The organism is Paenibacillus sp. LjRoot56 (assembly GCF_964253335.1).
GTDB classification, from domain to species: domain Bacteria; phylum Bacillota; class Bacilli; order Paenibacillales; family NBRC-103111; genus Paenibacillus_E; species Paenibacillus_E allorhizoplanae.
The window spans coordinates 1,237,559-1,262,124 of record NZ_CAXURV020000004.1 but is presented as its reverse complement, the minus strand read 5'-3'; the positions used below and the strand labels follow the sequence as shown (position 1 = coordinate 1,262,124).

The 24,566-nt window shown below is 43.0% G+C and carries 14 protein-coding genes; 11 read left to right on the top strand and 3 right to left on the bottom strand.

Features of this window, described 5'->3' with window-relative positions:
• The first annotated feature begins 1 nt into the window (after position 1).
• Positions 2-664, top strand: a complete 663-nt coding sequence (locus tag ACSQ8O_RS31425) for a hypothetical protein (protein ID WP_436244847.1) — start codon at positions 2-4, stop codon at positions 662-664.
• 236 nt (positions 665-900) lie between these two features.
• A complete protein-coding gene (locus ACSQ8O_RS31420) occupies positions 901-2,382 on the top strand; it encodes a hypothetical protein (protein WP_436244846.1) in 1,482 nt (493 codons plus the stop codon).
• A gap of 53 nt (positions 2,383-2,435) precedes the next feature.
• Here the strand turns inward: ACSQ8O_RS31420 and ACSQ8O_RS31415 are convergent, their stop codons facing one another.
• Both ACSQ8O_RS31415 and ACSQ8O_RS31410 read right to left on the bottom strand, forming a co-directional pair.
• The gene (locus tag ACSQ8O_RS31415) at positions 2,436-4,244 is read right to left on the bottom strand and encodes a sensor histidine kinase (protein WP_436244845.1); all 1,809 of its coding nucleotides are present in this window, start codon (positions 4,242-4,244) and stop codon (positions 2,436-2,438) included.
• Positions 4,228-5,829: a response regulator transcription factor gene (locus ACSQ8O_RS31410; protein ID WP_436244844.1), complete on the bottom strand. Its 1,602-nt coding sequence runs from the start codon at positions 5,827-5,829 to the stop codon at positions 4,228-4,230. The genes ACSQ8O_RS31415 and ACSQ8O_RS31410 overlap by 17 nt, the downstream gene beginning before the upstream one ends.
• A 229-nt stretch (positions 5,830-6,058) precedes the next feature.
• Here ACSQ8O_RS31410 and ACSQ8O_RS31405 point away from each other — a divergent pair, with 229 nt between their 5' ends.
• The 7 genes from ACSQ8O_RS31405 (at position 6,059) to ACSQ8O_RS31375 (ending at position 22,514) form a co-directional block, all read left to right on the top strand.
• Positions 6,059-7,039, top strand: coding sequence for an ABC transporter permease (locus ACSQ8O_RS31405; protein WP_436244843.1), 981 nt, complete (start codon positions 6,059-6,061; stop codon positions 7,037-7,039).
• A gap of 36 nt (positions 7,040-7,075) precedes the next feature.
• Positions 7,076-7,969, top strand: coding sequence for a carbohydrate ABC transporter permease (locus ACSQ8O_RS31400; RefSeq protein ID WP_436244842.1), 894 nt, complete (start codon positions 7,076-7,078; stop codon positions 7,967-7,969).
• A gap of 92 nt (positions 7,970-8,061) precedes the next feature.
• Positions 8,062-9,663, top strand: a complete 1,602-nt coding sequence (locus ACSQ8O_RS31395) for an ABC transporter substrate-binding protein (protein WP_436244841.1) — start codon at positions 8,062-8,064, stop codon at positions 9,661-9,663.
• A gap of 211 nt (positions 9,664-9,874) precedes the next feature.
• Entirely contained in the window at positions 9,875-16,393 is a 6,519-nt protein-coding gene (locus tag ACSQ8O_RS31390) for an Ig-like domain-containing protein (protein ID WP_436244840.1), read from the top strand.
• Between the two features lie 63 nt (positions 16,394-16,456).
• Positions 16,457-18,274, top strand: a complete 1,818-nt coding sequence (locus ACSQ8O_RS31385) for an S-layer homology domain-containing protein (protein ID WP_436244839.1) — start codon at positions 16,457-16,459, stop codon at positions 18,272-18,274.
• Between the two features lie 275 nt (positions 18,275-18,549).
• Positions 18,550-20,403 carry a hypothetical protein gene (locus ACSQ8O_RS31380; protein ID WP_436244838.1) on the top strand — a complete coding sequence of 618 codons (1,854 nt, stop codon included), beginning with the start codon at positions 18,550-18,552 and terminating at the stop codon, positions 20,401-20,403.
• 20 nt (positions 20,404-20,423) lie between these two features.
• Entirely contained in the window at positions 20,424-22,514 is a 2,091-nt protein-coding gene (locus ACSQ8O_RS31375; RefSeq protein WP_436244837.1) for a hypothetical protein, read from the top strand.
• Here the strand turns inward: ACSQ8O_RS31375 and ACSQ8O_RS31370 are convergent.
• On the bottom strand, positions 22,483-22,716 hold the full coding sequence (locus ACSQ8O_RS31370) for a helix-turn-helix domain-containing protein (protein WP_436244836.1): 234 nt from the start codon (positions 22,714-22,716) through the stop codon (positions 22,483-22,485). The two genes, ACSQ8O_RS31375 and ACSQ8O_RS31370, sit on opposite strands and share 32 nt — an antisense overlap.
• 3 nt (positions 22,717-22,719) lie before the next feature.
• Between ACSQ8O_RS31370 and ACSQ8O_RS31365 the strand changes: the two genes are divergently transcribed.
• Both ACSQ8O_RS31365 and ACSQ8O_RS31360 read left to right on the top strand, forming a co-directional pair.
• Entirely contained in the window at positions 22,720-23,067 is a 348-nt protein-coding gene (locus ACSQ8O_RS31365) for a hypothetical protein (protein WP_436244835.1), read from the top strand.
• A 155-nt stretch (positions 23,068-23,222) separates the two neighbouring features.
• Positions 23,223-24,425, top strand: a complete 1,203-nt coding sequence (locus ACSQ8O_RS31360; RefSeq protein ID WP_436244834.1) for a multidrug effflux MFS transporter — start codon at positions 23,223-23,225, stop codon at positions 24,423-24,425.
• Positions 24,426-24,566 lie beyond the last annotated feature (141 nt).

Sequence of the window (24,566 nt, the reverse complement as noted above, 5' to 3'; positions counted from 1 at the left end):
CATGAATCGAGTATTGTTCTATTCACAAACGCGTAGAGGTACGGCTAACCAATTCAAGCAAATCGTGAAGGAAAGCAGAACTGCACTGCGTGAAAAGTGGGGTGCTGCAGGTCTAGAGCAAGTAGCTGTGTTCGCTTGCGATGTATATGTTTGTGTGTATGCCGAGGCAGTAAGCAGTCACAGCGCTTCACTGTGGGATTGGCCCGTTTCTTTCGAACGATATTTGGAGAAGTGGCCAAAAGAGCCCAACACAAATGTCAGCACAAATGAGACCTTGCATCGATTGGCAATTCCCATGATCGATGTGTTTCATGATGGCTTACCTGACGAAGATTGGCGCAGCAATCATTCGATTGATGAGCGAGTTGGTTCAATAGCGAGATTAAAGCCAGAGATGGTCCCGAGCTATGTCTATTACCATTACCAGAAGCAAGAAGAGTCCCCAAATAGCTTTAATCAGACGTATATGATTGGTATGCATAACAGGCTGATCTTCTCCTATCATGAGTTACCAAGCAGGATTAGTTCGATCACTCGTCAAGGCTTGCTGACCACGAAGCAATCACCAACGAATTGGCACGAGGTGATGTACCCGCATTTTGACCTGTGGGAAGATGCGATAGAGGGGCAGCAGATTTGGCGTAAAATGGAGCGATTGATGTGAAAATAGCCGGTTAGAAGTCAAGCGACTCTTAACCGGCTGTTCTCTATGAAAAGTTATCGAAGACCCCAGGACAATAGTGATCAACACGAAGAAGTCGCTAATTATTATCAATTCGGCTTTACCAGACCGAATATCCAGCGATCAGGACGAGAAGAGCAGTGGGCACGCTGTCCATATTTTAAAGCTGCTAGTGAATCAATGATATTTTGCATGAATAGGACAGGAGAGAAAAGCTAATGAAGCAACCACTAGGAACAGAGAAACCGCATGCTGGGAAACTGGCAAACTGGCTGTTGTCTTGGGTACAGCCGAATGGGGCGATTCACGGGTTTCATAACCATTCTGTCTGGGGATCTAACCCTTATCGGTGGGCCGATTTCACTTGCGGTCACAGCACGTGGGGGAGTCCGCTATTACCAGCGTTGGCAATACTGCTTAAAAAAAGACGTGAACCTGAGTTAGAACGTCAATTGCTGCAACTCATTCGCTTTCAGACATCTAGTTTTCAAGAAGATGGCCAATACGCGCACATTGGTTTTCAGATTGGGGAGAGCGCTAAATTAGGCTTAATCCATAATGCCATTGCGAATGTTTCACTAGGCCTGACGCTAAAGTATGGGGTAGATTATTTAAGCGATGAGGTCAAAACGGGGATTCGTACAGCCATGGAAACTAATTTCGAAGCCATGGACCGAATCTATCCCTTTGGCGGTATCTACACGCAAGGTAGGGCGCATGGCAAAGCTATCAGTAACCAAGAATATGCCCGTTTCTGGGGGAAGTTACTGCATTTCCGCGCATTTGGTGGGGATTTAGAACGAAGCGACGAGCTCCGTAAGCAGTTGGACAGCTTGATTGAGCTATTCCACTTTCGGGGATTGCCGGATATGGCATGCGAGGCTTCTTATCGCTATGATCAGGACAAGACGAGTACAGAGCCTGGCGAATATTACGGCTTATTAATCGGCCCTCTGGTATTGGCCTATGAACTGTTTGATGATGAGCGATACTTGGCGCATGCAGGAGCCTTATGCAAGCATGTTGCTAGAAGCACATGGCAAGATCAGAAAGGTCATCTAAGGATGCATCGTGTCTGGTACCATTCGGGCAGCAAGTGGGTTAAGCTCGATGAACCGATGCTGATCGCCGGAATGGGGATGACCTTATTTGCGGTAGATCAATATTTGACACATGTACAGGATGAGGAGTTAAGCAATTATTTAGCGGCTAGCGACCGCACGTACGCCGCCTACCAAAACCCAAGAGGCTATTTCGCTTCTGCGACTGGTTGGAGTAATGAAGCCGATGTTGCACCATCGACAGCCTGGCATTCGCACGATTTGCTTTACTTCGTAACTCGACACAAGGCGGATGAGAACTTTTGGAACGATCTGACTAGTAAGGAATTAGGTCAGGGCACATCCGTACTGCTTGGCAATACTTGCATCTGGATGGAACGGCATCAACAATGGTCGATTACCGACTATTACGGACGGGATGTATACCAGCTTATCGGCCGGAAAGACGAAGCTCATTTCGGACGCGATATGATGTGGGTCGGCGGTGAACGTGCGTTGCCGTCACATTTTTCCTTTGGTCCACGGCCTGCCTTCCTGAAAACAAATGATGGCATATTCGTAATGCCTGGAGAGTGGGAGCTATCCGATATTCAGCTTTCGAGCGTTGCGGATACTCCACTCCTAGGCGTATGGAAATAAATAAACAGCCGGTTAGGGGTCAAGCGACTCTTAAACCGGCTGTTTTCATTGACTTATTCGATGTATTGGTTGTCATTTTTTTCAGGAATCACGATAAATACGGCTAAACCTCTATGTAGATTTGGTGTAATGAACACCCCGTATGCATCACCGAACAGTAATTTAATGCGTTGATTTAAATTTTTTAATCCAATGTGCTTTTCCTCTAAACTAACCCCGCTGGCTAGCTTTTGCTGAAGACTAGTGAGTTGATCTTCCGGCATCCCTTTCCCATTATCAGAAACGGTGATGACGATTCCATCCGATGTACGCAATCCTGTAATAATAATCTGTCCTGGATTACGAGTAGGAATAATCCCATGCTGAAACGCATTTTCCAATAGCGGTTGAATGGAAATCTTTAAGATCTGGCAAGTAAGAAGACTATCTTGAATCTGCCAGATGACATCGAATTTATTCGGATACCTGGCTTGCATAATTTCCACGTACTGTTTGGCATGTTGGATTTCATCGCTTATCTCAGTAAGTGGATTATCGGTATCCAGACTACGTCGCAGCAGATCTGAGAGTGAAGTAACCATCCTCGATACGGTATTATGTCCCTTTGTTAATTCAATCGCAAGATACTTAATCGTTTCCAAGGTATTGTATAAGAAATGCGGTGTCGTTTGATTTTGCAAGGCAATCGTCTGCGCCTTCCGTAAGGAATACATACGGAGTTGCAGCTCTTGTTCGAGGCCACGTTTGGCATCTAAGGTCCTGAATATAGTAGTTGTGATGGTACGTAATTCGTTCCATTTGTTTTTCTCATTAGTGTCCATGAGAGGCTCTAACTTTTCCTGATCTTCAATCATAGACATGATCTGATTTACAGGTGAAAATGTTTTAATGGAGATCAATAAGGAAACAACTAAGACAATGACCACGCCAATTGCAAAAAACAAATACAAAAATGTACGCAATTCATTCATCTTTTGTTCGTAATTATTGAGGGGTAACAACGAGATATAAGTTAAATTTTTATATTCCGAGGGAAGCACTGAAACAATATATTTCTGATTGTGTATGGCTTTAATCATGGTGTTTGGGGCAGTGATATTAGCAAAGATATCCGCGCTACTCAGCAGATCGATATCATGGATATTGGACATAAATTCATTTCGATTATTACTGTAAGCCACCATATCTCCACTCAAGATGTACGTGTTTTCAAACTGCTCGCCTGTCTGAAATAAATAATTACGAAGTTCTTCGATATCAATATTCGCGGTAACAGCCCCAATTCTAGTCCCATACGAATAGGCAGGCAGTGTAAAGGAAATGAAGTATGGATATATATCGTTCCGTTTACGTAGATCCAAATAAGAACGGTTGCTGTCCATTTTCTGATAGACGGATTTATACCAGGTTTTATCATCAAACTCTGCTAATGGAGAGTCGAATCGATTGGAAAGCATGTACGAATTTCTCTCCGAATACACGTACAGGGAATCCATGTATTTGATGGAACGTGTGAACATTGAAATCTTATCATGGATCGTCTTCATTTTGGAATTGAGCGTAGTATTGTCCGCAGGGGATAGCATGAAGGAAGCAACATCATCCTGATAAGTCAATTCCAGTGAAACACGCTCCATTTGTTTAAAAATGGTCTCGATACTGTCCTTCACACGATACAGTGAATTCATGTTTACGCCGCTTATTTCCGTCTCAATGGCTTTGTTCATTTGAACATACGTAACGACGCTTAAACCAGTAAAAGGAACAATAACTAGGAGAAATATTAGGATTAAACTTTTGATAAAGAGACTTTGAAACTTGTACATTCGGACTGCTTGAATGAGATTACGGTTTGTTTTCATTTGCAGCACCTTCTGAACGCAAGCTTTGTTGTCGTATATAATCCTTAGGACTGACACCGGTTGTTTGTTTAAACAATCGGGCAAAATATTTACTATTCAAATAGCCAACTTTTTCTGTAATTTCATGTATTTTATATTGACGGGATTCTAATAATTCAATGGCTTTCTGAATCCGTAATTGGGTTAAATAATCAATATAATTGATACCTACAGCTTGTTTGAAGATTCGGCTAAAGTAAATATGATTCAAGAACACATGATTAGCCACCTCTTCAAGCGATAAATCTCGATGAAAGTTCTGTAGTATATACTTCTGCGCTGCCTCGACGATCAGAGTAGCATTCGATTCTTTTGTATTGAGATTGAGCACCATAAGATCATTGATAAATTGCTTGGCCCATCTGCGGATTTCGTCCAAATCGTTGATCTCAATAACTGCATGGTAATTGTGGGCGGTCTCATGTGGAATTTTACCCACTTGCCCGCGGTCCGCGTAGTACCGAAACACCATTGCGAACAGATCCATTATTAAACGATGAACAAATGAGATTGGCAAATTACGAAATTCGTCCATGAATCGATCCAGTAAGCTCATGGTATTTTCAATTTGGCCGTCCGTAATATGCGCCATGAATAGCTTGTACTTCCCTAGCAGATTCTCATATTCACTCGGCTCCAACCGATCTTTTCCTCGCGTCTCTTCATAAACCAGCTTTAACGGTACGCTAAATTGGGCTAATTCAACGAGGTTTTGAAATACAGCTGTCACGTGAGAACGGATTTCGATGTCAAAATTACTTCGGATTCGGGAAATAATTTCATTCAACTCTGTATTGAGTTGCTGACGAAGCTCCTCTAGTGATACAGGATGATTTGGAAAAGCAAGTAATTTCATTCCCTGATATTCATTGAAGACGGCTTTGTACAAGAAATTAACATTTTCAGCAAGGAAAATGCTTTTTAACGAATAGGTTAGCTTATCCGGCTTAATCGTCAGCTTCTCAGGCTCACATAGCTCTAAGTCAATTAAAGCACATGGACAATGGGCCGGATCTAAGGAAAGAGATAATAATTGGATTCGTTTATGAAGCTCATTCTTATTCCGCAATGCTCCCATCACGAGATCGGTATAAAATTGCTCTTTCAATAGAGGAAGAAGCTCATCAAATCGCACAGATTGCTGTTGCTGTTGGATAGAAGCAATCTTCTGTTGATCTAACTTTAGCTTCAGGCTCTGGAATACATCTGTAATTACGTCGTATTTCGTTGGTTTTAACAAATAATTCTCTACATTATACGCAATGGCTTGTTGGGCATATTCGAAGTCTTTGTAACCGCTAATGATAATGACACGAATCTGCGGATAGTTCTCATATATATGTTTTGCTAATTGGATGCCATTAATCTCGGCCATTCGAATATCCGTTAGTACGATATCAACCTCATGCGTTTTCAAATATTCGATGGCTTCTTTACCATCCTCGAAATCAGCAACGATCTGAAACCCAAGTGATTCCCAATCTAGGAAATATCTCAACCCTCTGCGTACAATCTCTTCGTCGTCAACCAGAATAAGCTTGTACATGTTTCGCCATCCTCTCGATGTTTTCGCTTCATTATAACGTAATGGCAGGTCGTTATTGGAGTCATTATACGGATATTCTAAGGATTAGTTGAAAAAAGTTACTTTACTTGCTTTTAGTGACTTCGTATGAGCTATTTGCACAACTTCGTAACCGTATCTTTAATTTGGCTACCTATTCAATTATACCCCTATTTCGTAAAATTAAAGTAAGCAAAGGGGGAAACGACACATGAGAGAGAACGCACTACATACTGTGACAGATAAGTCGTCAAGAGAAACAATGACGAAGCCACTCAGAAGTAATTCATTTAAAAGACTAGTTAGAGAGAATATTGCCTTATTTGTTCTAACATTGCCAGCGATTCTATATTACCTGATTTTCCATTATACACCGATGTTCGGAATCATACTTGCCTTTAAAGATTATAAGTATAGCGAAGGTATATTTGGGAGTTCATGGATTGGATTCAAAAATTTTGAATATTTCTTCACATCGATGGATGCATGGCGAATTACAAGAAATACAGTTAGTTATGCTGGTGTATTTATCATCTTGGGTAATATGGCGGCGGTTACAGTTGCACTCTTGCTGTTCGAGGTTCGTGGAAAATTGGCTTTGAAATTCTATCAAACATCCATGATCATGCCGAAATTTCTATCCTGGGTATTAGTCGGTTATATGACATACGCGTTGTTCAATCCTACATTAGGTTATTTCAATCAATTTATCCAATTCTTCGGATTTGAGTCCATTGACGTCTACTCAAATTCCAAGTATTGGCCTTACATTATCGTGACTGTGGAAGTTTGGAAAACGGTTGGATTAAGCTCCATTATTTATTACGCGGCCTTGATGAGTGTCGATCCAGAATTGTTCGAAGCTGCCAAAATTGACGGAGCTGGGCGAATGAGACAAATATTCGCGATTTCACTTCCTTCACTTGCGCCTGTTTTAACGATTATCATCATTCTGGCGATTGGTAATCTGTTCAGAGGAGATTTCGGATTGTTCTACCAAATTCCAAGGGATATCGGCGTGTTGTATCCAACAACAGATGTTATTGACACTTATGTGTACCGTGGATTGCGTGCAGGGGACTTCGGGATTTCAGCTGCTGTAGGATTGTTCCAGGCTGTAGTCGGACTTATTCTAATCGTTATTAGTAATACGATTGTTAAGAAAATAAATCCTGATAATTCTTTGTTCTAATTTGTTAATAAAAGTGTAAGAAGGAGGCGGCCTAGAATGTCTAAATCATTCTCTGCTAATTTAGGCAATAAGTTAATTCATGTGTTCTTAATTCTATTAAGTTTAGCGTTCATCATCCCATTTCTTCTTGTTATCGCCGTCTCATTCTCCAATGAGGAATCATTATTAGAATACGGGTACAAGTTAATCCCGGTAGACTTTGATCTGACGGCTTATAAACTCATATTCGGAAAGCCGGATCAAATATTGTATGCCTATCTAACAACGTCTGTTCAGGCAGTAGGCGGTATGATTTGTGGATTGATCGTCATGTCCACTTGCGCTTATGCCTTATCTCGAAGAAACTTTAAGCTTCGTAAACCGATTGTTATGTTTATCTTCTTCACATTGCTATTCGGTGGAGGATTAATTCCAAGCTATATTCTAATTACGCAGTATCTGCATCTCAATAATACGATCTTTGTGTATATTCTTCCGACGCTAGCTAATGCTTTCTATATCATTATTTTGCGCACATTCTTCCAAGGATTGCCTGACGCTTTGGTTGAATCAGCCAAAATAGATGGTGCTAGCGAATTTCGAGTCTATTGGCAAATTATTCTTCCGCTGTCTAAACCAGCTCTTGCAACCATCGGATTGTTCGTGCTGCTCGACAAATGGAATGATTGGTTTACATCTTTGATTTATATTCGTAATGAGCACCTTTACACGTTGCAATTTCTATTGCAACGAATCTTGATGGAAGTTGAGTTCCTCAAAAATGCTATGACCTATAACATGGAGTTGGACAATGTAAATCTGTATAAACTTCCGTCTGAATCCCTCAGATTTGCTATGGCGATCGTGGCTGCAGGACCACTACTTATGGTGTTTCCGTTCTTCCAAAAGTATTTCTCTAAAGGACTTACAGTTGGTGCAGTAAAAGGATAATTGTCTGTTTATACCAGCTCTGGAATGGTTGATATACATTACAGAGCTGTATAATATAATATTTGTGTAGATTGAAAGGGGAAAAAATAAAAATGAAATCGTTAAACACTGTATTTAACAAGATGATTCTTCTAAGCATGACGACTGCTTTAATTATTACAGGGTGCAGTAAAACAGAAACTAGCAAACCAGCGGCTTCTTCGAATGTATCGCCAAGTGCTGCAGCAACAGCAGCAGCGGCCAAACCAGTTACGCTGAAGCTTGTAACAATGGGGCCTGGTAAGCAAGCGGATTCGCAAGAGGTTTACGATGAGTTTAACAAAAAATTGGCAACGTTACTTCCAAATACAAAGGTAGAATTCATTCCACTCACTCAGGCAGAATATGCTGAGAAATGGAAGCTTATGGCTGCAGCATCCGAGGAGATTGACATTGCTTGGACAGGATTTGTATTGGATTATCCAGCTGAAGTTAACAAAGGTTCTTATATCGAATTGGATTCATTAGTTGATAAATATGCACCGGAAATTAAGAAAGAAATTCCAGCTTGGGTATTAGACCGTGCTCGTGTGAATGGTAAATTGTATGCGATTCCAAACTATCAGCAAGCGGTAGATAACCGTCCAACGATGCGTGTACCGAAAGAGTTTGTTGATAAAGGATACATTGATCCGAAGGCAGCACAAGAGACTTTCTATAAAACGGGCCCAACATCCAAGGAATCTCTTGCAATCATCGAAGGTTACCTAGCGAAGTTGAAGCAGAACAATGAGCTACGCAAAGGATATAGCCCAACTGTTCTTACGAGTATGCAGCATCATAATATCATTACACCATCTTTCAAATTAGTAGGTGATTTGAAAGACCCGAAAAGCTTAAAGGTTATCAATTTGTATGATACACCGGAAGAAGTGCAATATATCAAAACAATGACGGATTGGTTTGCTAAAGGTTACATTCGTAAAGATATGTTGAGCTTGCAAAATCAACGTCAAGATGAAGGTAAGCCAGATGGAAACATTGCTTGGTTCCATACGATGGTTGGAAATATTGAAGATGTTTCGAAAACAGATTCAACAAGATATGGTTTCCCAATTCAACTAATTCCTATGGAAGAGAAGTATACGATCTCCAACTTGTCAGATTCCACAAACTTTGCAATTACAAGAACATCCAAAAACCCAGATCGCGCTATGCAGCTTCTTAATTTGCTAGATACGGCTAAGGGTAAAGATCTTTATAACCTTCTTGTATGGGGTATTGAAGGCAAGCATTACAAGAAAACTGGGGACAATAAAATTGAAACCATTGGTTACACGGGCCAAGGAACAGCAGATGCTAAATATGGCACATTTGCTTATGCAATGGGTAATACAGCGAATAGTTACGAAACACAAGCTAATCCGGCTAATTTCATTAAGATCTGGCAAGATGCGAATACCAGCGCAACCGTTTCACCTTTACTCGGTTATAAACCTAATCTTGATCCAATTAAAACAGAGCTTGCACAAATTGCAGCAGTTGTTAAAGAATATATCGGTGCTGGTAGTGCGCTTGTCCTAGAATCAGGTGCAGTTGCTGACTCAGACAAGAAATATGCAGAATTCATTGAAAAAATGAAAAAAGCGGGTTCAGACAAAGTAGTAGCTGAATTGCAAAAACAAGTTGACGAGTTCTTGAAAACTAAGAAGTAAGTTGAAGCAAATGGAATCATAAAGGAGTCATTGCATATTAGAAAGCAATGACTCCCTTTCCCTTGCAGAAAATTTAGACTACTGAAGCTTTATTTTAAAAACTATCATGATAGCGCTTACAAAAAATAAAAAAATGTCAAGTGCAGCACATCTTCAAATACCCTTTGAAACAGATGCATCCTGACTTTAATAAAACATGGAGGTATCGTATATGCATACTGGAATAGCCATAAAATCGCGCAAAGTGACTGCCCTATTGTTAGCAATTCTAATGATTTGCGCACCAATTGTTTCAATGCCAGAAACAACATTAGCAGCAGGTGCGACAAGCTACTACGTTGATGGCACGAATGGAAGCGATACCAACGTTGGTTCTGTAGCAGCCCCTTTTAAGACGATCCAAAAGGCTGCCAGCGTAGCTATAGCCGGTGATGAAGTCCAAGTTAAGGCTGGTGTTTACCGTGAAACTGTTACCCCTGCAAGTAACAACGTAACATTTAAGAACTTCGGCAGTGACAAAGTTATCATATCCGGAGGCGACTTGGTGACTGGATGGACAGAAACCGCAGATGCTGGTGTTTTTGAGGCTAATGTGTCTTGGAATTTTGATAGCGGTAACGGCAACATTGCATTTTTTACAGATTCGACTGGTAACCCTGTATCCATGAGTCCAGCAAGATTTCCATACATAAAAGACAGTGAACTCTTAGTCAAGTCAAAGTATGGAAAATTTGTAAGTGCTACAAATGTAGATGTTGACCCATCGGGTACTGTAAATGCAGATGGACAATTTCTCACGTATGACAACGAGTATGTACGTGGATTTACTGGCATGACAACGAATGCTTGGACAGGTGCACTCGTCTATGCATCTTCAAACAATGGATTCTCTGCACAGACTGGTGAAGTTCTTAGCAATACGGCCGATAAAATCACCTTTAAGTGGCCGCTATCTGGATACACACCAAAATCATTTGGTGTAGCAAGTGGTATGTATCTTTCTAACAGCTATCAAGCGCTTAAGCTTATTGCTGGCGCAGCTACAAAACCATCGAACGCAGCAGTGTGGTATAAAGATGTTGCTGCCGGTAAGTTGTATGTGTACTTAACAGATGCTTCCGCTACAGTTATTAACCCAAGTAGCGGTCAAGTTGAATTCAAAAACAGAGAGAATGTTTTTAACTTAGAGGGGCTTTCAAATATTACTATTCAAGGTATTAACATTCGTTCTGCGGGAGTGAACTTTAAAAACTCTCATGACAACACATTCAAAGGTGCTGTTATCGAAAAAGTAGATTCCTATAACAAACTTTTTACAATGAGTGTGCTTACAGATGGCCTTACAAAATCATTTGAGTTAGATGGCTATAACAACACGGTACGTGATTGTGAAATCAAAGACATGTATGGTTACGGCATCAAAATGTTGGGGCATGACAACAAGGTAATCAACAACAACATTCACGATGTTGACCTTTTTGGTTATTATCAAGATGGTGTAGGTATCTATGGCTACAATCAGCTGGTTAGCCACAACGAAATCTATAACGTGGGTCGTGCAGCTATTGGCGGTAAGTTCCAAAGCTCCGTCATTCAGTACAACAAAATGCATGATACGATGAAGATTTCCTACGATGGCGGTATCATTTACCTTGTAAACCATGACTTTGATGGTTCAGAAATTCACCACAATATTCTTTATGATGTGCCTAACTCGGCAAATGTAGAGGGTATCTATCCTGATAACGTGTCTGGAAACTTAAAAGTCTATGACAACATTATCTACAACACTAAAGTTGCTATGCTTTTTAATACGCCTAACGAGCGTATGACGATTGTAAACAATACAATTCATAACTCAAAAGACAATAGTTTAAGCTCTTGGGGCGACCCTGCTGACCAACTTGAAACTTTTGGAACGGTAATCATTGGCAACATCTTTGGTGGCTCATTTGCCTCCCAATCGGCCAGTGGAGCAGTTGAGCAGTATAATACTACGGGTACGAATGCTGTTATTGGCGCTATTTTTGTAGATCCAGCCAATGGCGATTTCAGACTGAAAACACCAGAGCAGTATCGAAGCATAGAAATTCCAGGTGTAACCGATGGACACACGTCTGGTTTTGCTGTACAAGGCGCAGTTCAGCCGGGAGCAGTTTGGACTGCTGGCTATGATATTGCGAATGCTTCAAACATTAACCCAACGTTCCAATTGAAGAAGTTACCTTATCAGCAGTTGCTAAAGAACGGCGGTTTTGTAGACGGATTGGATAAATGGACTACCGTAGGTTCTCCATCCATAATTTCACATAACGCATGGGATTTTAGAAACGGCGGACAAAAAGCCCAAGGTATGCTTATAAAAGATGGCTACACAGGTGCAGTCCTACAAAATGACGAACAGATTTCCCAAACAGTTACTGTAAAGCCAAACACCAAGTACACGGCCTCGCTTTGGGGTAAGGTAATGGGTGAACGTAGATACTATTCAGATGCAATTCCAGTCACACCAGCAACCGCTCCTGATTCTTTTAGTTTCCGTAATTCAGAAGGCGCATTTATTGCAGGCTCATCTGTTACGCTAAAATTCCCAGATGTTGAGTTTGCAACGGGTGTAGACAAAGTAATGTTTGGTACTGCTTCTGAAACCACTAGTGCTGGTAAGATAGAGATGTATAACGGTGACCCAGCAAACGGCAAGTTGATGGCTTCCCAGACATTGGGTAGTAATGTGGGTTGGGGTTATAGGGCTATAAATAATCTAAATCTGGCAAACGTACCTGTAGGCGGTGAATCAGCGGATATTTACTTGAAGTTTACAAACACAAACACAGCGGCTTTGGCACGTACTTGTATGTTTATGGACTTCGTCGTATTTAAACAAACGCCAGTGGCAGCCTCAGACTATCTTGAATTGGGCATAACTGGGCTTGCAACGAATCCTCCTGTAAAGCAAGCAACGGCTTCAACCTTTGGTGTCGCTGGTGCGACAGCCCGCCCTACACATAGTGTTAGTTTTACAACTGGACCGAATGATACCAGTTTGACTTACTATGTGAAAAAAAGTGGTACCAACAATTTAAGAGGCTACATTGACGAGTTGGGATTATCAGAGGATGCAGCTACCGCCCCAGTCTATCCAGCGGGCAGCACATACTTTAATGGTTTTGAAGATTCATGGCATCCTGCTAACTGGACTTGGGGCCTGGGTACACCTCTACTCGATGCAACGATTAAGTCAGAGGGTAACTATAGCTATAAACTAGATGGTTCTGTAGACAAAAATGCAGTCTATAAAGTATTAAGCTCATCCTATGCAAAGGTTGCTAAAGTAGATTTCTATGACGACATGGCGGCAGGCAATAAGAGCCTTATTGCACATGTTGACAGCAGTGGTGCAACAAACTTTGATAAGATTGCTTCTATGTATGGCGCAGGTATCCACACTGCAAATTCTGCAACGAACTACTCGATTACACTTGGCACAGGTGTGTGGCAAACGTCAACCGTTCCTCGTACGCCAGGTTGGCACACGCTGACATTTGATTATTCATCCGGTACTGGTGTGGATATGTATATTGATCAAGTTTGGGTAGGGTATTCCAACAAAGCTATTTCTTTTAACACCATTGCGTTGGGAGACTTTTTCACTGGGGAAAACAGTACAGGTAACTTTGATAATGTGAATGTTGTGGACACAACCCCTCTCAAAGGACCGTTGGACGTCACTGTACCAAACAACTTAACAGTGGGAACGGCACTAACGACAGACAACAGTGCTGTAGTGAACTTTGCTCCTAAAGTCAGAGGTGGAAATAATCCGCAAATTTCAATGACTGTGTCAAATGCTCTTGGTACAAATCAGCCATTTACATCGGGTGGATCACTTCCTGTTGGTTTGTCCACTATGACCGTTACGGTAACGGCTGGGGCTACAGTCATCACAAAGACATTTTTTGTGAATGTAATCCAGACATACTACTTTGACAACTTCGAGAATGATCCAGTAGACATCTCTGGCGGAAAGGCTAACACGACTAACAGTGCAAATCCTACTTTGATGGGACCTTGGAAGGCGAATACTTCCGGAACTGCTGGAATTGTAGCAGCAACACCTGCTACGACTAATCAATTTAATTTTGATGGCTATAGTAGTTTTGGCACTGCTGCTGTTGCCCCAAGTAACGATGGCAGAAACTTAAATGCTATTAACCAGACTCAAGCCGGATGGGACTTCCGTAACAAGATCGTTACGGCTTGGTATTACGACGCTGATCCTACCGCTGCTATTGTTAATCAGGTTTTACAAGTGAAAAGTAGTACTGCTCCTGCGAATTCTTGGTTCCTAGGACAGTACTATAATACAGCCGCTCCGGTGCAAGGATCAACATCACAGTATAGTGTTCGTGCATATACCACTGCACTTACCGGTAAACCAAATAATCAGTTTATTCCGTCCGGTACTTCAAGAACAGCGGGGTGGCATCAATTAAAGATTGACTTTACTCCAGCTACTACTACCGATATGTATATTGATGGTACGCGGGTACGTCAAGAACCAAGGACGACAGAAGTTCCTAATTACATTGCCTTAGGTGACTTGTGGGAGAATGCAATTTCAAAAGCTGTAACTACTTACTGGGACAATGTAGCGGTAACCACCTCATTAGACACCATGGGTCCTACGATCACACCATCAGCTAGTACGACCACTTACTTTGCAGATACAACGGGTGTAGCTGTTGATAGTGATATCACTTTTACAGATATGGATACTACAATCATCCCTGATGATGCGAGAGTAATGGTAAGCATCTTGGATGGATTCAAGAGTGCAGAAGATGTATTGCAGCTTACCAATGTTCCTAGCACAATGGGTGATATTGCAAGCAGCTACGATGCAACAGCAGGTATTCTTACACTCTCTTCTGCAAGTGGTGCAACTGCCGCTCAATGGCAGGCAGCTTTGCAAGCTGTGCAGTATAAAAACAATTTAGCAACCCCAACCGTTTCACCTCGTGGTTTGAGTTTTGTGGGCTATGATGGTATTAATCTAGGGAACGCTGTTGCCAAAACCGTCGTTATCTCATTGAATACAGCACCAACGGTTTCTAACACAACGATTGCAACTCCTCAAAACACAGTAGCTAATCTTACTGCTATTAACTTTGGCTTTAATGATCTTGATGGTGATGCTTTGGCCAGTATCAAGATTCTAACATTGCCAGCACATGGAACACTGAAATTAAGCGGAACAGCTGTAGTGGCAGATCAAGTGGTTCTTGCAAGCAATTTTGCCAACTTTACTTATACACCAGCTACTGATTATGTAGGAGCAGATGTATTTACATGGAATGGTTTCGATGGAAACCGCTATGCGACATCAGGTGCAGCAGTTGAAGTCAATGTTACGGCAATCCCTGTTACAAGTGTAACTCTTGATCAAAGCACACTCTCTTTGGTTGTAGGAGGGCAAGATGCAACGCTGGTTCCTACGATTAATCCAGTAACTGCAACCAACAAAAACGTTATATGGCACTCAAGTGATTTAAACGTGGCTACCGTGGTAAATGGCGTTGTTCATCCGGTTTCAGCAGGGGCTATAACGATTACAGCAACTACAGCAGATGGTGGTTTCACTGCGACAAGTACTGTGACAGTAGCTGCTGCAGCAGTTCCTGTAACAGGTATATCGTTGGACATTACAACAACCACTTTAACAGTTGGTGGAAGTGATGTTACCTTGACGCCAACAATAACACCAATAAATGCTACAAATAAAAACGTAACATGGAGTTCAAGTAATCCATCTGTTGCTACAGTGTCCAATGGCGTTGTTCATGCCATTGCTTCTGGAACAACTACGATTACAGTAACTACAGTAGACGGTGGACATACTGCGACTAGTTTAATAACAGTAATCAATCAAGGAGCACAATTGACAGGGCCAGCTTCCGTATTAGCTGGTGAGGCTCTTCACTTGACTTATGGATTGGTGAATGTAACAGAAAACGTTTATGCGCAAGATTTTACGGTGAAATTTGATGCAGGACAACTGCAATTTGTGTCTGCCGAGTCGCTTGTTCCAGGATTTTCAGTAGTTGGTGAATCCGACGTAACTGGAGAGGTAAGAATTCTTGCAGCATCTACAGGATCGAATAGTACGGTTGCGGGAACGATGGATGTTCTGAAGCTGAACTTCCAGACAAAACTGATTGCCCAAACGGTCATCAGCAGAGTTTACTTAACTGATGTTGTCGTTGCTGATGTCTATGGTGTTGAAACACCATTAAATATCGATGTGGTCTACAACGTTCAGCTTACGGTTCCGGTTGTAGATAAAACGGAGCTAAATGCCAAAATCGCGGCTGCTCAGGCGAAGGTCGATACAGCGTTGATAAGCTCAACAAGATGGGGGCATTATTCTCAAAGTGTAGTTGATGCATTAAAAGCTGTGATTAGTAATGCACGCACAATTACTAACAATGCCAACGCGACCCAGTCTCAAACAGACCAGGCTGTCATCAACTTAGACGCAGCAATGGTTACATTTGCGGCAGCGGTGAATACGACAGCAAGCATAGGTGATTTGGCTCTGTTAGCAAGAAATTATGGGGCAACCTCAGTCCGTTCCGATTGGAATATGCTTCAAATGTATGACCTTAATCATGACAACAAGTTAGATCTCATCGACCTTGTTGCTTTGGCTAGAAAGATTCTTGGACAGTGATCATGTAAAAGGTGAGGATTTGAGGGAGGTAGCCATACCTCCCTCAATTGATTATTGAAAGGAATGATTCTTTTGAAGTACAAAATGCTGAACTTGATGCTAATATTCTGTTTATTTTGGATTATACCGCAGGGTGCCTCGGCCGCTAGCAGTCCTGATTTTACCCTAGCGCTTAATAATGATCATCCGAAAGTTGGGGAAACCATTCAAGTTGCGGTATCCGCAAAAGGAATAACAGATTTGTATGGATATGAAGTCAATTTGGGATTTGACTCCGTACATTTAACTTATGTCAGCTGGACTGCTCCAGCATCAGGTTTTTCGATGGACCCGATTGTTAGTGGTAACCAACTTACTTTTGTGCATACAAAAACAGGAAACGTTGTGGGATATAACGGGAATTTGCAATTGGGTACGATAACCTTTAAGACGAAAGGCGAAGGTAACGCAGACGTATCCCTGCAAAGTGTGAAAATGGTTGATTCGAAATTAGCATCTACAGTTCTAACTTCCGATGCAGTAGTAACCGCTAAGATAACGAAGCAGCCAGTTACTAATCCAAATCCAGATCCAAATCCAAATCCTGAACCAGAAAAAGATAAGGACAAGGATAAGGAAAAAAATAAGGAAACAAAAATTGAAATTATCGTTGGTGGCCAAGTACAGGACGTTGGAACAGCAATGCTCTCTAACCGTGATGACCAGCAGGTAACCACCATTTCGATCGATCAGGAGAAAATGGATCAAAGGCTGGCTGAAGCGGGGGGAAATGTAATTATCACGATTCCAGTAAACAACAATTCCGATATTGTTATTGGCGAATTGACAGGCCAGATGGTCAAAAATTTGGCGAACAAGGAAGCCGTTCTGGAAATCAAAACAGAAAAGGCAACCTATAAAATTCCTGTTCAGCAGATGAACATTGCGTCGATTAGTGAGCAAATCGGTAAGTCGGTAGCTTTACAAGACATCACGATTCATGTCGAAATCGCTGCAGCGACAGCGGATACGGTGGAATTCATTAAGGATGCAGCGAATAAAGGGAACTTTACGATTGTTGCTCCTTCGATTGATTTTACAGTGAAAGCAACCTATGGTAATCAAACTGTTGATGTTTCGAAGTTTAACATGTATATAGAACGCACGATTGCTATTCCAGACGGGGTAGACCCGAATAAAATAACGACAGGTATTGTCATTGAGCCAGATGGAAAGGTACGCCATGTACCGACCAAAATCGTTCAGATTGACGGTAAATATTATGCTGTTATCAACAGTTTGACTAACAGTACGTATTCGGTCGTTTCGCACGCAATTGAATTTAGTGATGTACGAGACCATTGGTCGAAGCAAGCAGTGAATAGTATGGGCTCGCGAATGGTAATCGAAGGCACGGGTGATGGTTTGTTCAGTCCCGATAAAGACATTACACGCGCTGAGTTTGCAGCTATTGTTGTTCGTGGATTGGGACTTAAATTCGAAAGCGGTGCGACCTCCTTCACTGACGTGAAAGAGTCGGATTGGTACAGCAGTGTGATCAAGACTGCTGTTTCCAATCAACTGATTAGCGGCTTTGAAGACGGTTTGTTCCACCCGACAGACCCAATTACACGGGAACAAGCGATGGCGATTATCGCGAAAGCGATGGCAGTCACGGGATTGAAGGCTAAGTTGCCTCAGCAAGACGAACAATCGATTCTCAGCGTGTATACCGATGGTTCAGAATCGTCATTATGGGCACAGCGTTATGTTGCTGATTGCTTGCAGGCTGGCATTATTGCGGGCAGAAGTGAAACAACGATTGCACCAAAAGCTACGATCACAAGAGCAGAAGTAGCAGCGATTATTCAACGTCTCTTGCAGAAGTCAAACCTTATTTAGAAATTAGAATTAGTGTAATAGAAGGGCACTCTCACAAGGAGTGCTCTCCTTTTGTTCATAAGACGTCTACATGAAAAGTTTAAAAAAGTAACTTTAATTGTTTTTTATATCCATTCTAAATCACGAGAGCAATTTATTAGCTTTATCTTTAAATTGGATCCCTATTCATACCTCGCCCAGTTTCGTAAAATTAATGTATAGATTTTCTACGTAAATGGAGTCATTGCAATTGTTAGCGATGGCTCTTTTCTAATTAGAAAGTGAGGGAAATAAATATGCTTCAGCAATTAACCTTTCGTCAATTAAAGAATGCATTAGAGGAAACGCAACAGTTACCACATAAACTTTATTCAGAAGCAACTGCTCCTGAGAATTGGCGACGCATCCGGAAAGATGAGAACTACTCCGATTTCTGGCTTTCCTTAGAAAAGAGAGCAGAACATCTCATTGAAAATCCCGTTCGTGCCCCGCTTTTTACGGAGTTCACTTTATTTGGTGATACGGGAGATCGAGCGACGTATCAGAATGTTTTCGAACAGTTGTATGCGGGTGTTCATACTTTCAGCACGCTTGCGATGACTGAAGATAATCCGAAATGGAAGTCAGGACTAGAGAATGCGATCTGGAACGTATGCAACGAATACACGTGGGTAATACCTGCACATGTGGGACTATACGTGAATGAATATCCGAACGGTATTTGGGATCAACCAGTTCCACCGCGTGAAACGGTAGACCTGCTGGCAGGGATGACCGCATTCACGCTGGCGGAAACGGTTCATTTGCTGAAAGACCGCTTGCATCCCTGGATTGTTCATCGGGTGAACGAGGAGATTGAGAAGCGGATTTTCAATGTGTACTTCAATGACCCCACACCTCAAAACTGGGAATTGAAAACAAACAATTGGCCAGCGGTATGCTCCTCAAGTATAGGGGCAACGGCTATTTACATGATCGAAGATAGTGAGAAACTAGCTGGCATGCTTTGGCGTGTGATCGGGGTCCTGCGGAATTACTTCTCTGGATTTGATGAGCAGGGTGCAACACCAGAGGGGCCAGCCTATTGGCAATATGGGTTTTCACACTTTGTTTATTTTGCAGAATTGTTAAAAGAACGAACCCATGGGCGCATTTCTCTTCTCAGCGATGATAAGGTCGCAGCGATCTCACAGTTCCCGCAATTTTGTATGCTAACGGCGGGGAAAGTCGTCAATTTCTCCGATTCGGCCGAGGAAGTCACCTTGAATCCAGGACTTATTCAGCGCTTACAGCAATATGTACCCACTTTGCATCTTCCCACGGACGAATACCGTATGAAACCCGTTCCAGGTAATTGGTTAGATGTAACGAGAGGGATGCTGTGGTCATTGGATTCTGAATTTGTACTCCCTACAGAAGATGGCGCGAGAATTCAAGAACAAATTTTCACAGGAAATCAATGGGTTATCTCGAAAGTTAAGCATGCGCTTGGCGGGATTACAGCATTTGCTGCTAAAGGTGGACATAATGAAGAGCCACACAATCATAATGATCTGGGGCACTTTATTTTACATGTGAATGGTCAGAATGTACTGGCAGATTTAGGGCTAGGACGCTACACCAGACAATATTTTCAACCGAAGATTAGGTACGAGATGATAAACGCAGGTTCTCATGGTCATTCCGTTCCGATCATTGATGGTTGTAGACAAGGCTTCGGGAAATCATACAGGTCCGAGATCCTATACAACCAAATCTCTGAAGACGGACTGCGAGTAACCTTAGATTTGACGAAAGCTTACGACTGCGTTGCATTGGAACGCCTCACGCGTGAGTTTGTATGGAAACGTCCAGCGGATGAGATCCCCCAATTGCTCATAACGGATCACGTTATTTTGAATAAAGGTACAGCATCGTTTCAAGAGGTTTTCATCAGTTCTCTAGAGCCACAAGAGACAGGGAAGGGGCGGCTGCACATGGATACAGTGACACTCATTTATGATCCTGAGCAGTGGAATCTTGAAATCGAGCATCTCCTGGTAGACTCTCACTACAAATCGGGTATGCCATTTTACCGGATTCTGTTGGATCGCAAGCTAGTGGAACAGGAAATGACAGCCCAGTTTAGATTTGAAATCAGGGAAGATTAACTATTTCTTGGGGGTGCAGCATGTTTAGCGCAGATGAAATGGCTTATTTAGAAAGTTTAAAGGGATTAAACCCGATTCAACATCACATTGATAAGTTTCAACAAGCGAGTAAGCACGATAATTTTGAAGTAACGGGGATATCTCGTGACATCTATCTTGATTTCGCTGAAGCGAGGGTTCGTCAATTTTTTCCATTTCAAAATGAGAATGGAGGGATCTTGGATCCTAGCGATGGGAAAGAGCATGAGTTTGCGACCGCCTCTTTTGCCAAAGCTGGAGCGATTCTACTCACGAATGAACGTTGTAAGGATGTACAAGATCTAATTTTGCTCGCGATGGATTGGGCTTGCACCTGTTTAGGCGAGAATAGAGTTCCGGACGACCATGCTGATTTCACGACCTACATGCTGGTTCGGGCCTATCAATTACTGACACCGATGGTGGAAACGAATAGAAGCGATGCTTGGAAAATGAATTTGTCCAAGGTTGAGCCAGAGTCATTCTATTGCCAGACGGTTCGGAATTTCCCTGATATTCGCTCTATCCGCAATTGGGCAACCTATGCCATGCATGGAGAAATGATGAGGTATCGTGAAGGATTAACGGATTCTATGGCTTTCATCGATAAGTATTTGAAACCGCAAATGACGCGCTTCACACGGGAAGGGCTCTATCGCGATCCCAATCTACCAGCTGCCTATGATTTGGCGGCTCGCCAACAGCTTAGTGGACTCCTAGATGCTGGATATAACGGGGAATGGAAGGAATTCCTAGATTCACAGCTGCGCAAAGGTGCCCAAACCATGCTGTATATGCAATCTACAACAGGAGGGACGAGCTCTGGAGGCCGGAGTAACCAAATCATCTGGAATGATTTAACCTATGCTTATCTCTGTGAACGTGAAGCTGCGCGTTATGCGAAGGAAGGAGATCTCGCATGGGCTGGCACCTTCAAGCGTGCTGCACGGAAAGCGCTGCAATCAATTCTGCGCTGGATCGAAGATCCCGTAGAATTTCGGTTGTTGAAGAATCGGTTCGCTAGCGAGCTTCGAAATGGATGGGAGTTTTACGCCTATTATTCCACGTACAGCTTATATGCGGCTCAAATTGCTGCTTCATGCTTTGAAAGTGCTGATGAAAGCATACGGGAACAGGCAACGCCTGCGGATTTAGGTGGATATGTAGTACCGATTGAATCTTTTCATCGGATCTATGCAACAACAGGACCGCAGCAAGGCAGTTATCATGTTGTTATGGATACGGCTGCACAAATGGGGCATGATGCAACCGGCTGGGTTCGCTTGCACAAAGCGAATTTGCCAGAGGAATCGGCGCTTTCGATGGGGATACCTGGGCTCAGCGGAAATGTGCACTTGAATTATTTTGTAGCCAAACAAGTCATTCCGCGTCCGCATACTCCAGCAGCTATCGGTCTGACTTGGAGGGATGGGCATGGCGTCTGGCACAGGTTAGCAGGCTTTGGCAGAAGAAAGCACGAAGCTTTTGCATCCTTGGATAAGAACGGGGTGCCAACCAAACCTGAGGAGATGCATTGGCAAGCCAATCTGGCAAATGTACAAGCAGACTCTGCAGATTTGTCCTTCCAAATCCAGTACGCCGCAACGGGACTTCAACTCTTAAACGAGATGAATCTGCGTACACCGGATGATAATCTTCATCCAGCGTATAAGCGAGCCATTGCTGATATGCTGCCAAGACCTGGTGTCGAGGGCATAGCAGCGATCACGGAATCCTATCGGATTGCTGTCGAAGGTGTCACAACCGAGTGGTTCGTTGAAGCAGCAGAAGACATGCCGTTAACCGCAATTGGCGTCACGGTTCCAGTACTTGTATCCAATGGAACGGATGAGAGTGCCATTCGCGTGGGAGGGAATAAGCTCGTTGTCTCCTATGCTAATTCACGTTATGTGATTCAGCCTGTTGGTGATTCAGACAATGTTGAGTTGGAGCTGCTACCAGGGTTGATGCCGAATCGCAATGGCAACTATCGACTTGCTCAATGGACAAGTAAGGATGTGAGGAGGGCGATTAAACTTCATTTCTCCATAGAGAAGGACCCTACCCTTTCGGAACGTTCCGATATGCACTAGGTGAGGAGCCCGTCATTTTCTTAAATAATCTTGAAAAGTAATAAGGATCGGTGATCTCAATAGTAGCAGCAACTTCTTTGATCGTCAGTCCCGTTAAACTAAGCAATTGGGCGGCCTTTTGAATTTTCAGACGCAAGAAGTACTCAATTGGAGGGAAACCGGTCTCTTCATTAAATAACAAAATGAGATGCTGTTTCGACAAGCCATGGAAAGATGCCTCGCTGCTCTCTCTAGTCGTGACGGGGATGGGCGAAAGTTTTATTACAATGGACCAGTGACAGAGGGGTGGTCTGGCTTACTGGGTGAAGAAAGTGGTAACTTTCTACTAGTATCTGTATGCCCCGACAAGATTCCTTTGCTAGGAGTTTGGAAAGATGAAGGGATGTGTAATGATCGAGTTACCTGTACACTGGAGCCTAGTATTGGTTATTACGATTCACTTGAAATGGCCGTCGATAACGGGACGGCGCAATGGATTGCCGCCAATACCTCCTATGAATGGCATATTGAACTCATCCTTGGTGCTGGTGATTGGCAGCAAGCAAGAGAATAAAAAGAAGCAGACAACTGTGAATACGCAGGTGTCTGCTTTTTCATTTCAATGCGCACAATTAACTGTTGTCAAAAACAATACAGTTATGTTATGGTGTAACCAAATACAGAGAAAAATTCCGGATATGGAATGGGAGTATAGGAGAAACTCATAAGATGACAAACAAGAACAATCAGCATGCCGTTCGACTAGCGCTGCTGCTAGGTTTATTTTCGACACTCGGACCTTTTACTATCGATATGTACTTACCGGCCTTTCCACAGATTGTGGGAAAATTCGGTACAACTGCATCACTCGTACAGCTCAGCTTGACCGCCTGTTTACTTGGACTTGGTGTCGGGCAAGTGGTTATGGGGTCGCTCAGTGACGTTTACGGCAGGCGCAAACCGCTGCTTATTTCTATGGCTCTCTATGTTGTGGCATCCATAGCTTGCGCGATCGCGCCCAGTATATGGCTGCTGATCTTTGCACGACTCGTGCAGGGGTTTGTTGCGTCAGCGGGCATTGTCATTTCCCGGGCAATTGCACGTGACATGTTTAGCGGCCACGAACTCACGAAATTTTTCTCGCTGCTCTTACTTGTTGGAAACTTGGGCCCACTCGTGGCGCCAGTGGCCGGAAGCGGAGTTCTATCATTAACGAGCTGGGTTGGCGTCTTCGTTGCTTTGGCATTGTTGGGGATGTTCCTCCTTGCCATGACCAAATGGAGTCTCAAAGAAACGTTGCCCATCGAACGTCGCAGTCCTAGCAATTTTGCGCAGCAACTGCGTAACTATGGATCGCTTTTGCGTGACCGCTCATTTACGGGGTATATGCTCGCGCAGGGGGTCATGATCGCGGGGGTATTCGCTTACGTTTCGGGCACCCCATTTATTTATCAAAATATTTATGGGGTTTCCCCAACGGTATTTGCACTGTTATTTGGATCCAATGGGATTACCTTGATTATTGGTTCTCAGTTGGTCGGTCGGATGGCTCACCGTGTGTCGGAGCAGTTCTTCCTATTGTTCGGACTTTATATGGCTGGCGCTGCCAGTATTGCCGTCTTGCTAGTGGGTATTTTCCACGGGCCGCTGTATGCACTGGTGATTCCACTCGTTTTCTTTGTAGCGTCTATCGGGATTACTTCCACGGCAGCATTTCCGCTTGCGATGGAGAGTCAGGGACATATGGCAGGCAGCGCGGCTGCGTTGATGGGTGTCATTCCCTTTTTGCTCGGAGCAGTCGTTTCCCCGCTAGTCGGGATTGCTGGGGAACACACGGCGGTTCCGCTGGGGGTCATTATATTGACTACGAGTGCCGCAGCGATGTTGTCTTACTTCCTTTTAGTAAAAAAAGGGGCGAAGGCGAAGGCTTGAGTTGAAAACATTCGATTGATCGCAAAACCAGACGTTCAGTGATGCCGGGTTATTGTAATGAACGAGAAATGAGTTAATGCGTCAAACTATAAAGACCGATGTCCCTTACATAGGGGGACATCGGTCTTGCTTTTTTTTAAC

Excerpts from the sequence above, each read along its gene's own strand:
- ACSQ8O_RS31425 (WP_436244847.1), top strand. The coding sequence starts at position 2 with ATGAATCGAGTATTGTTCTATTCACAAACGCGTAGAGGTACGGCTAAC.
- ACSQ8O_RS31420 (WP_436244846.1), top strand. The coding sequence starts at position 901 with ATGAAGCAACCACTAGGAACAGAGAAACCGCATGCTGGGAAACTGGCA.
- ACSQ8O_RS31415 (WP_436244845.1), bottom strand. The coding sequence starts at position 4,244 with ATGAAAACAAACCGTAATCTCATTCAAGCAGTCCGAATGTACAAGTTT.
- ACSQ8O_RS31410 (WP_436244844.1), bottom strand. The coding sequence starts at position 5,829 with ATGTACAAGCTTATTCTGGTTGACGACGAAGAGATTGTACGCAGAGGG.
- ACSQ8O_RS31405 (WP_436244843.1), top strand. The coding sequence starts at position 6,059 with ATGAGAGAGAACGCACTACATACTGTGACAGATAAGTCGTCAAGAGAA.
- ACSQ8O_RS31400 (WP_436244842.1), top strand. The coding sequence starts at position 7,076 with ATGTCTAAATCATTCTCTGCTAATTTAGGCAATAAGTTAATTCATGTG.
- ACSQ8O_RS31395 (WP_436244841.1), top strand. The coding sequence starts at position 8,062 with ATGAAATCGTTAAACACTGTATTTAACAAGATGATTCTTCTAAGCATG.
- ACSQ8O_RS31390 (WP_436244840.1), top strand. The coding sequence starts at position 9,875 with ATGCATACTGGAATAGCCATAAAATCGCGCAAAGTGACTGCCCTATTG.
- ACSQ8O_RS31385 (WP_436244839.1), top strand. The coding sequence starts at position 16,457 with ATGATTCTTTTGAAGTACAAAATGCTGAACTTGATGCTAATATTCTGT.
- ACSQ8O_RS31380 (WP_436244838.1), top strand. The coding sequence starts at position 18,550 with ATGCTTCAGCAATTAACCTTTCGTCAATTAAAGAATGCATTAGAGGAA.
- ACSQ8O_RS31375 (WP_436244837.1), top strand. The coding sequence starts at position 20,424 with ATGTTTAGCGCAGATGAAATGGCTTATTTAGAAAGTTTAAAGGGATTA.
- ACSQ8O_RS31365 (WP_436244835.1), top strand. The coding sequence starts at position 22,720 with ATGGAAAGATGCCTCGCTGCTCTCTCTAGTCGTGACGGGGATGGGCGA.
- ACSQ8O_RS31360 (WP_436244834.1), top strand. The coding sequence starts at position 23,223 with ATGACAAACAAGAACAATCAGCATGCCGTTCGACTAGCGCTGCTGCTA.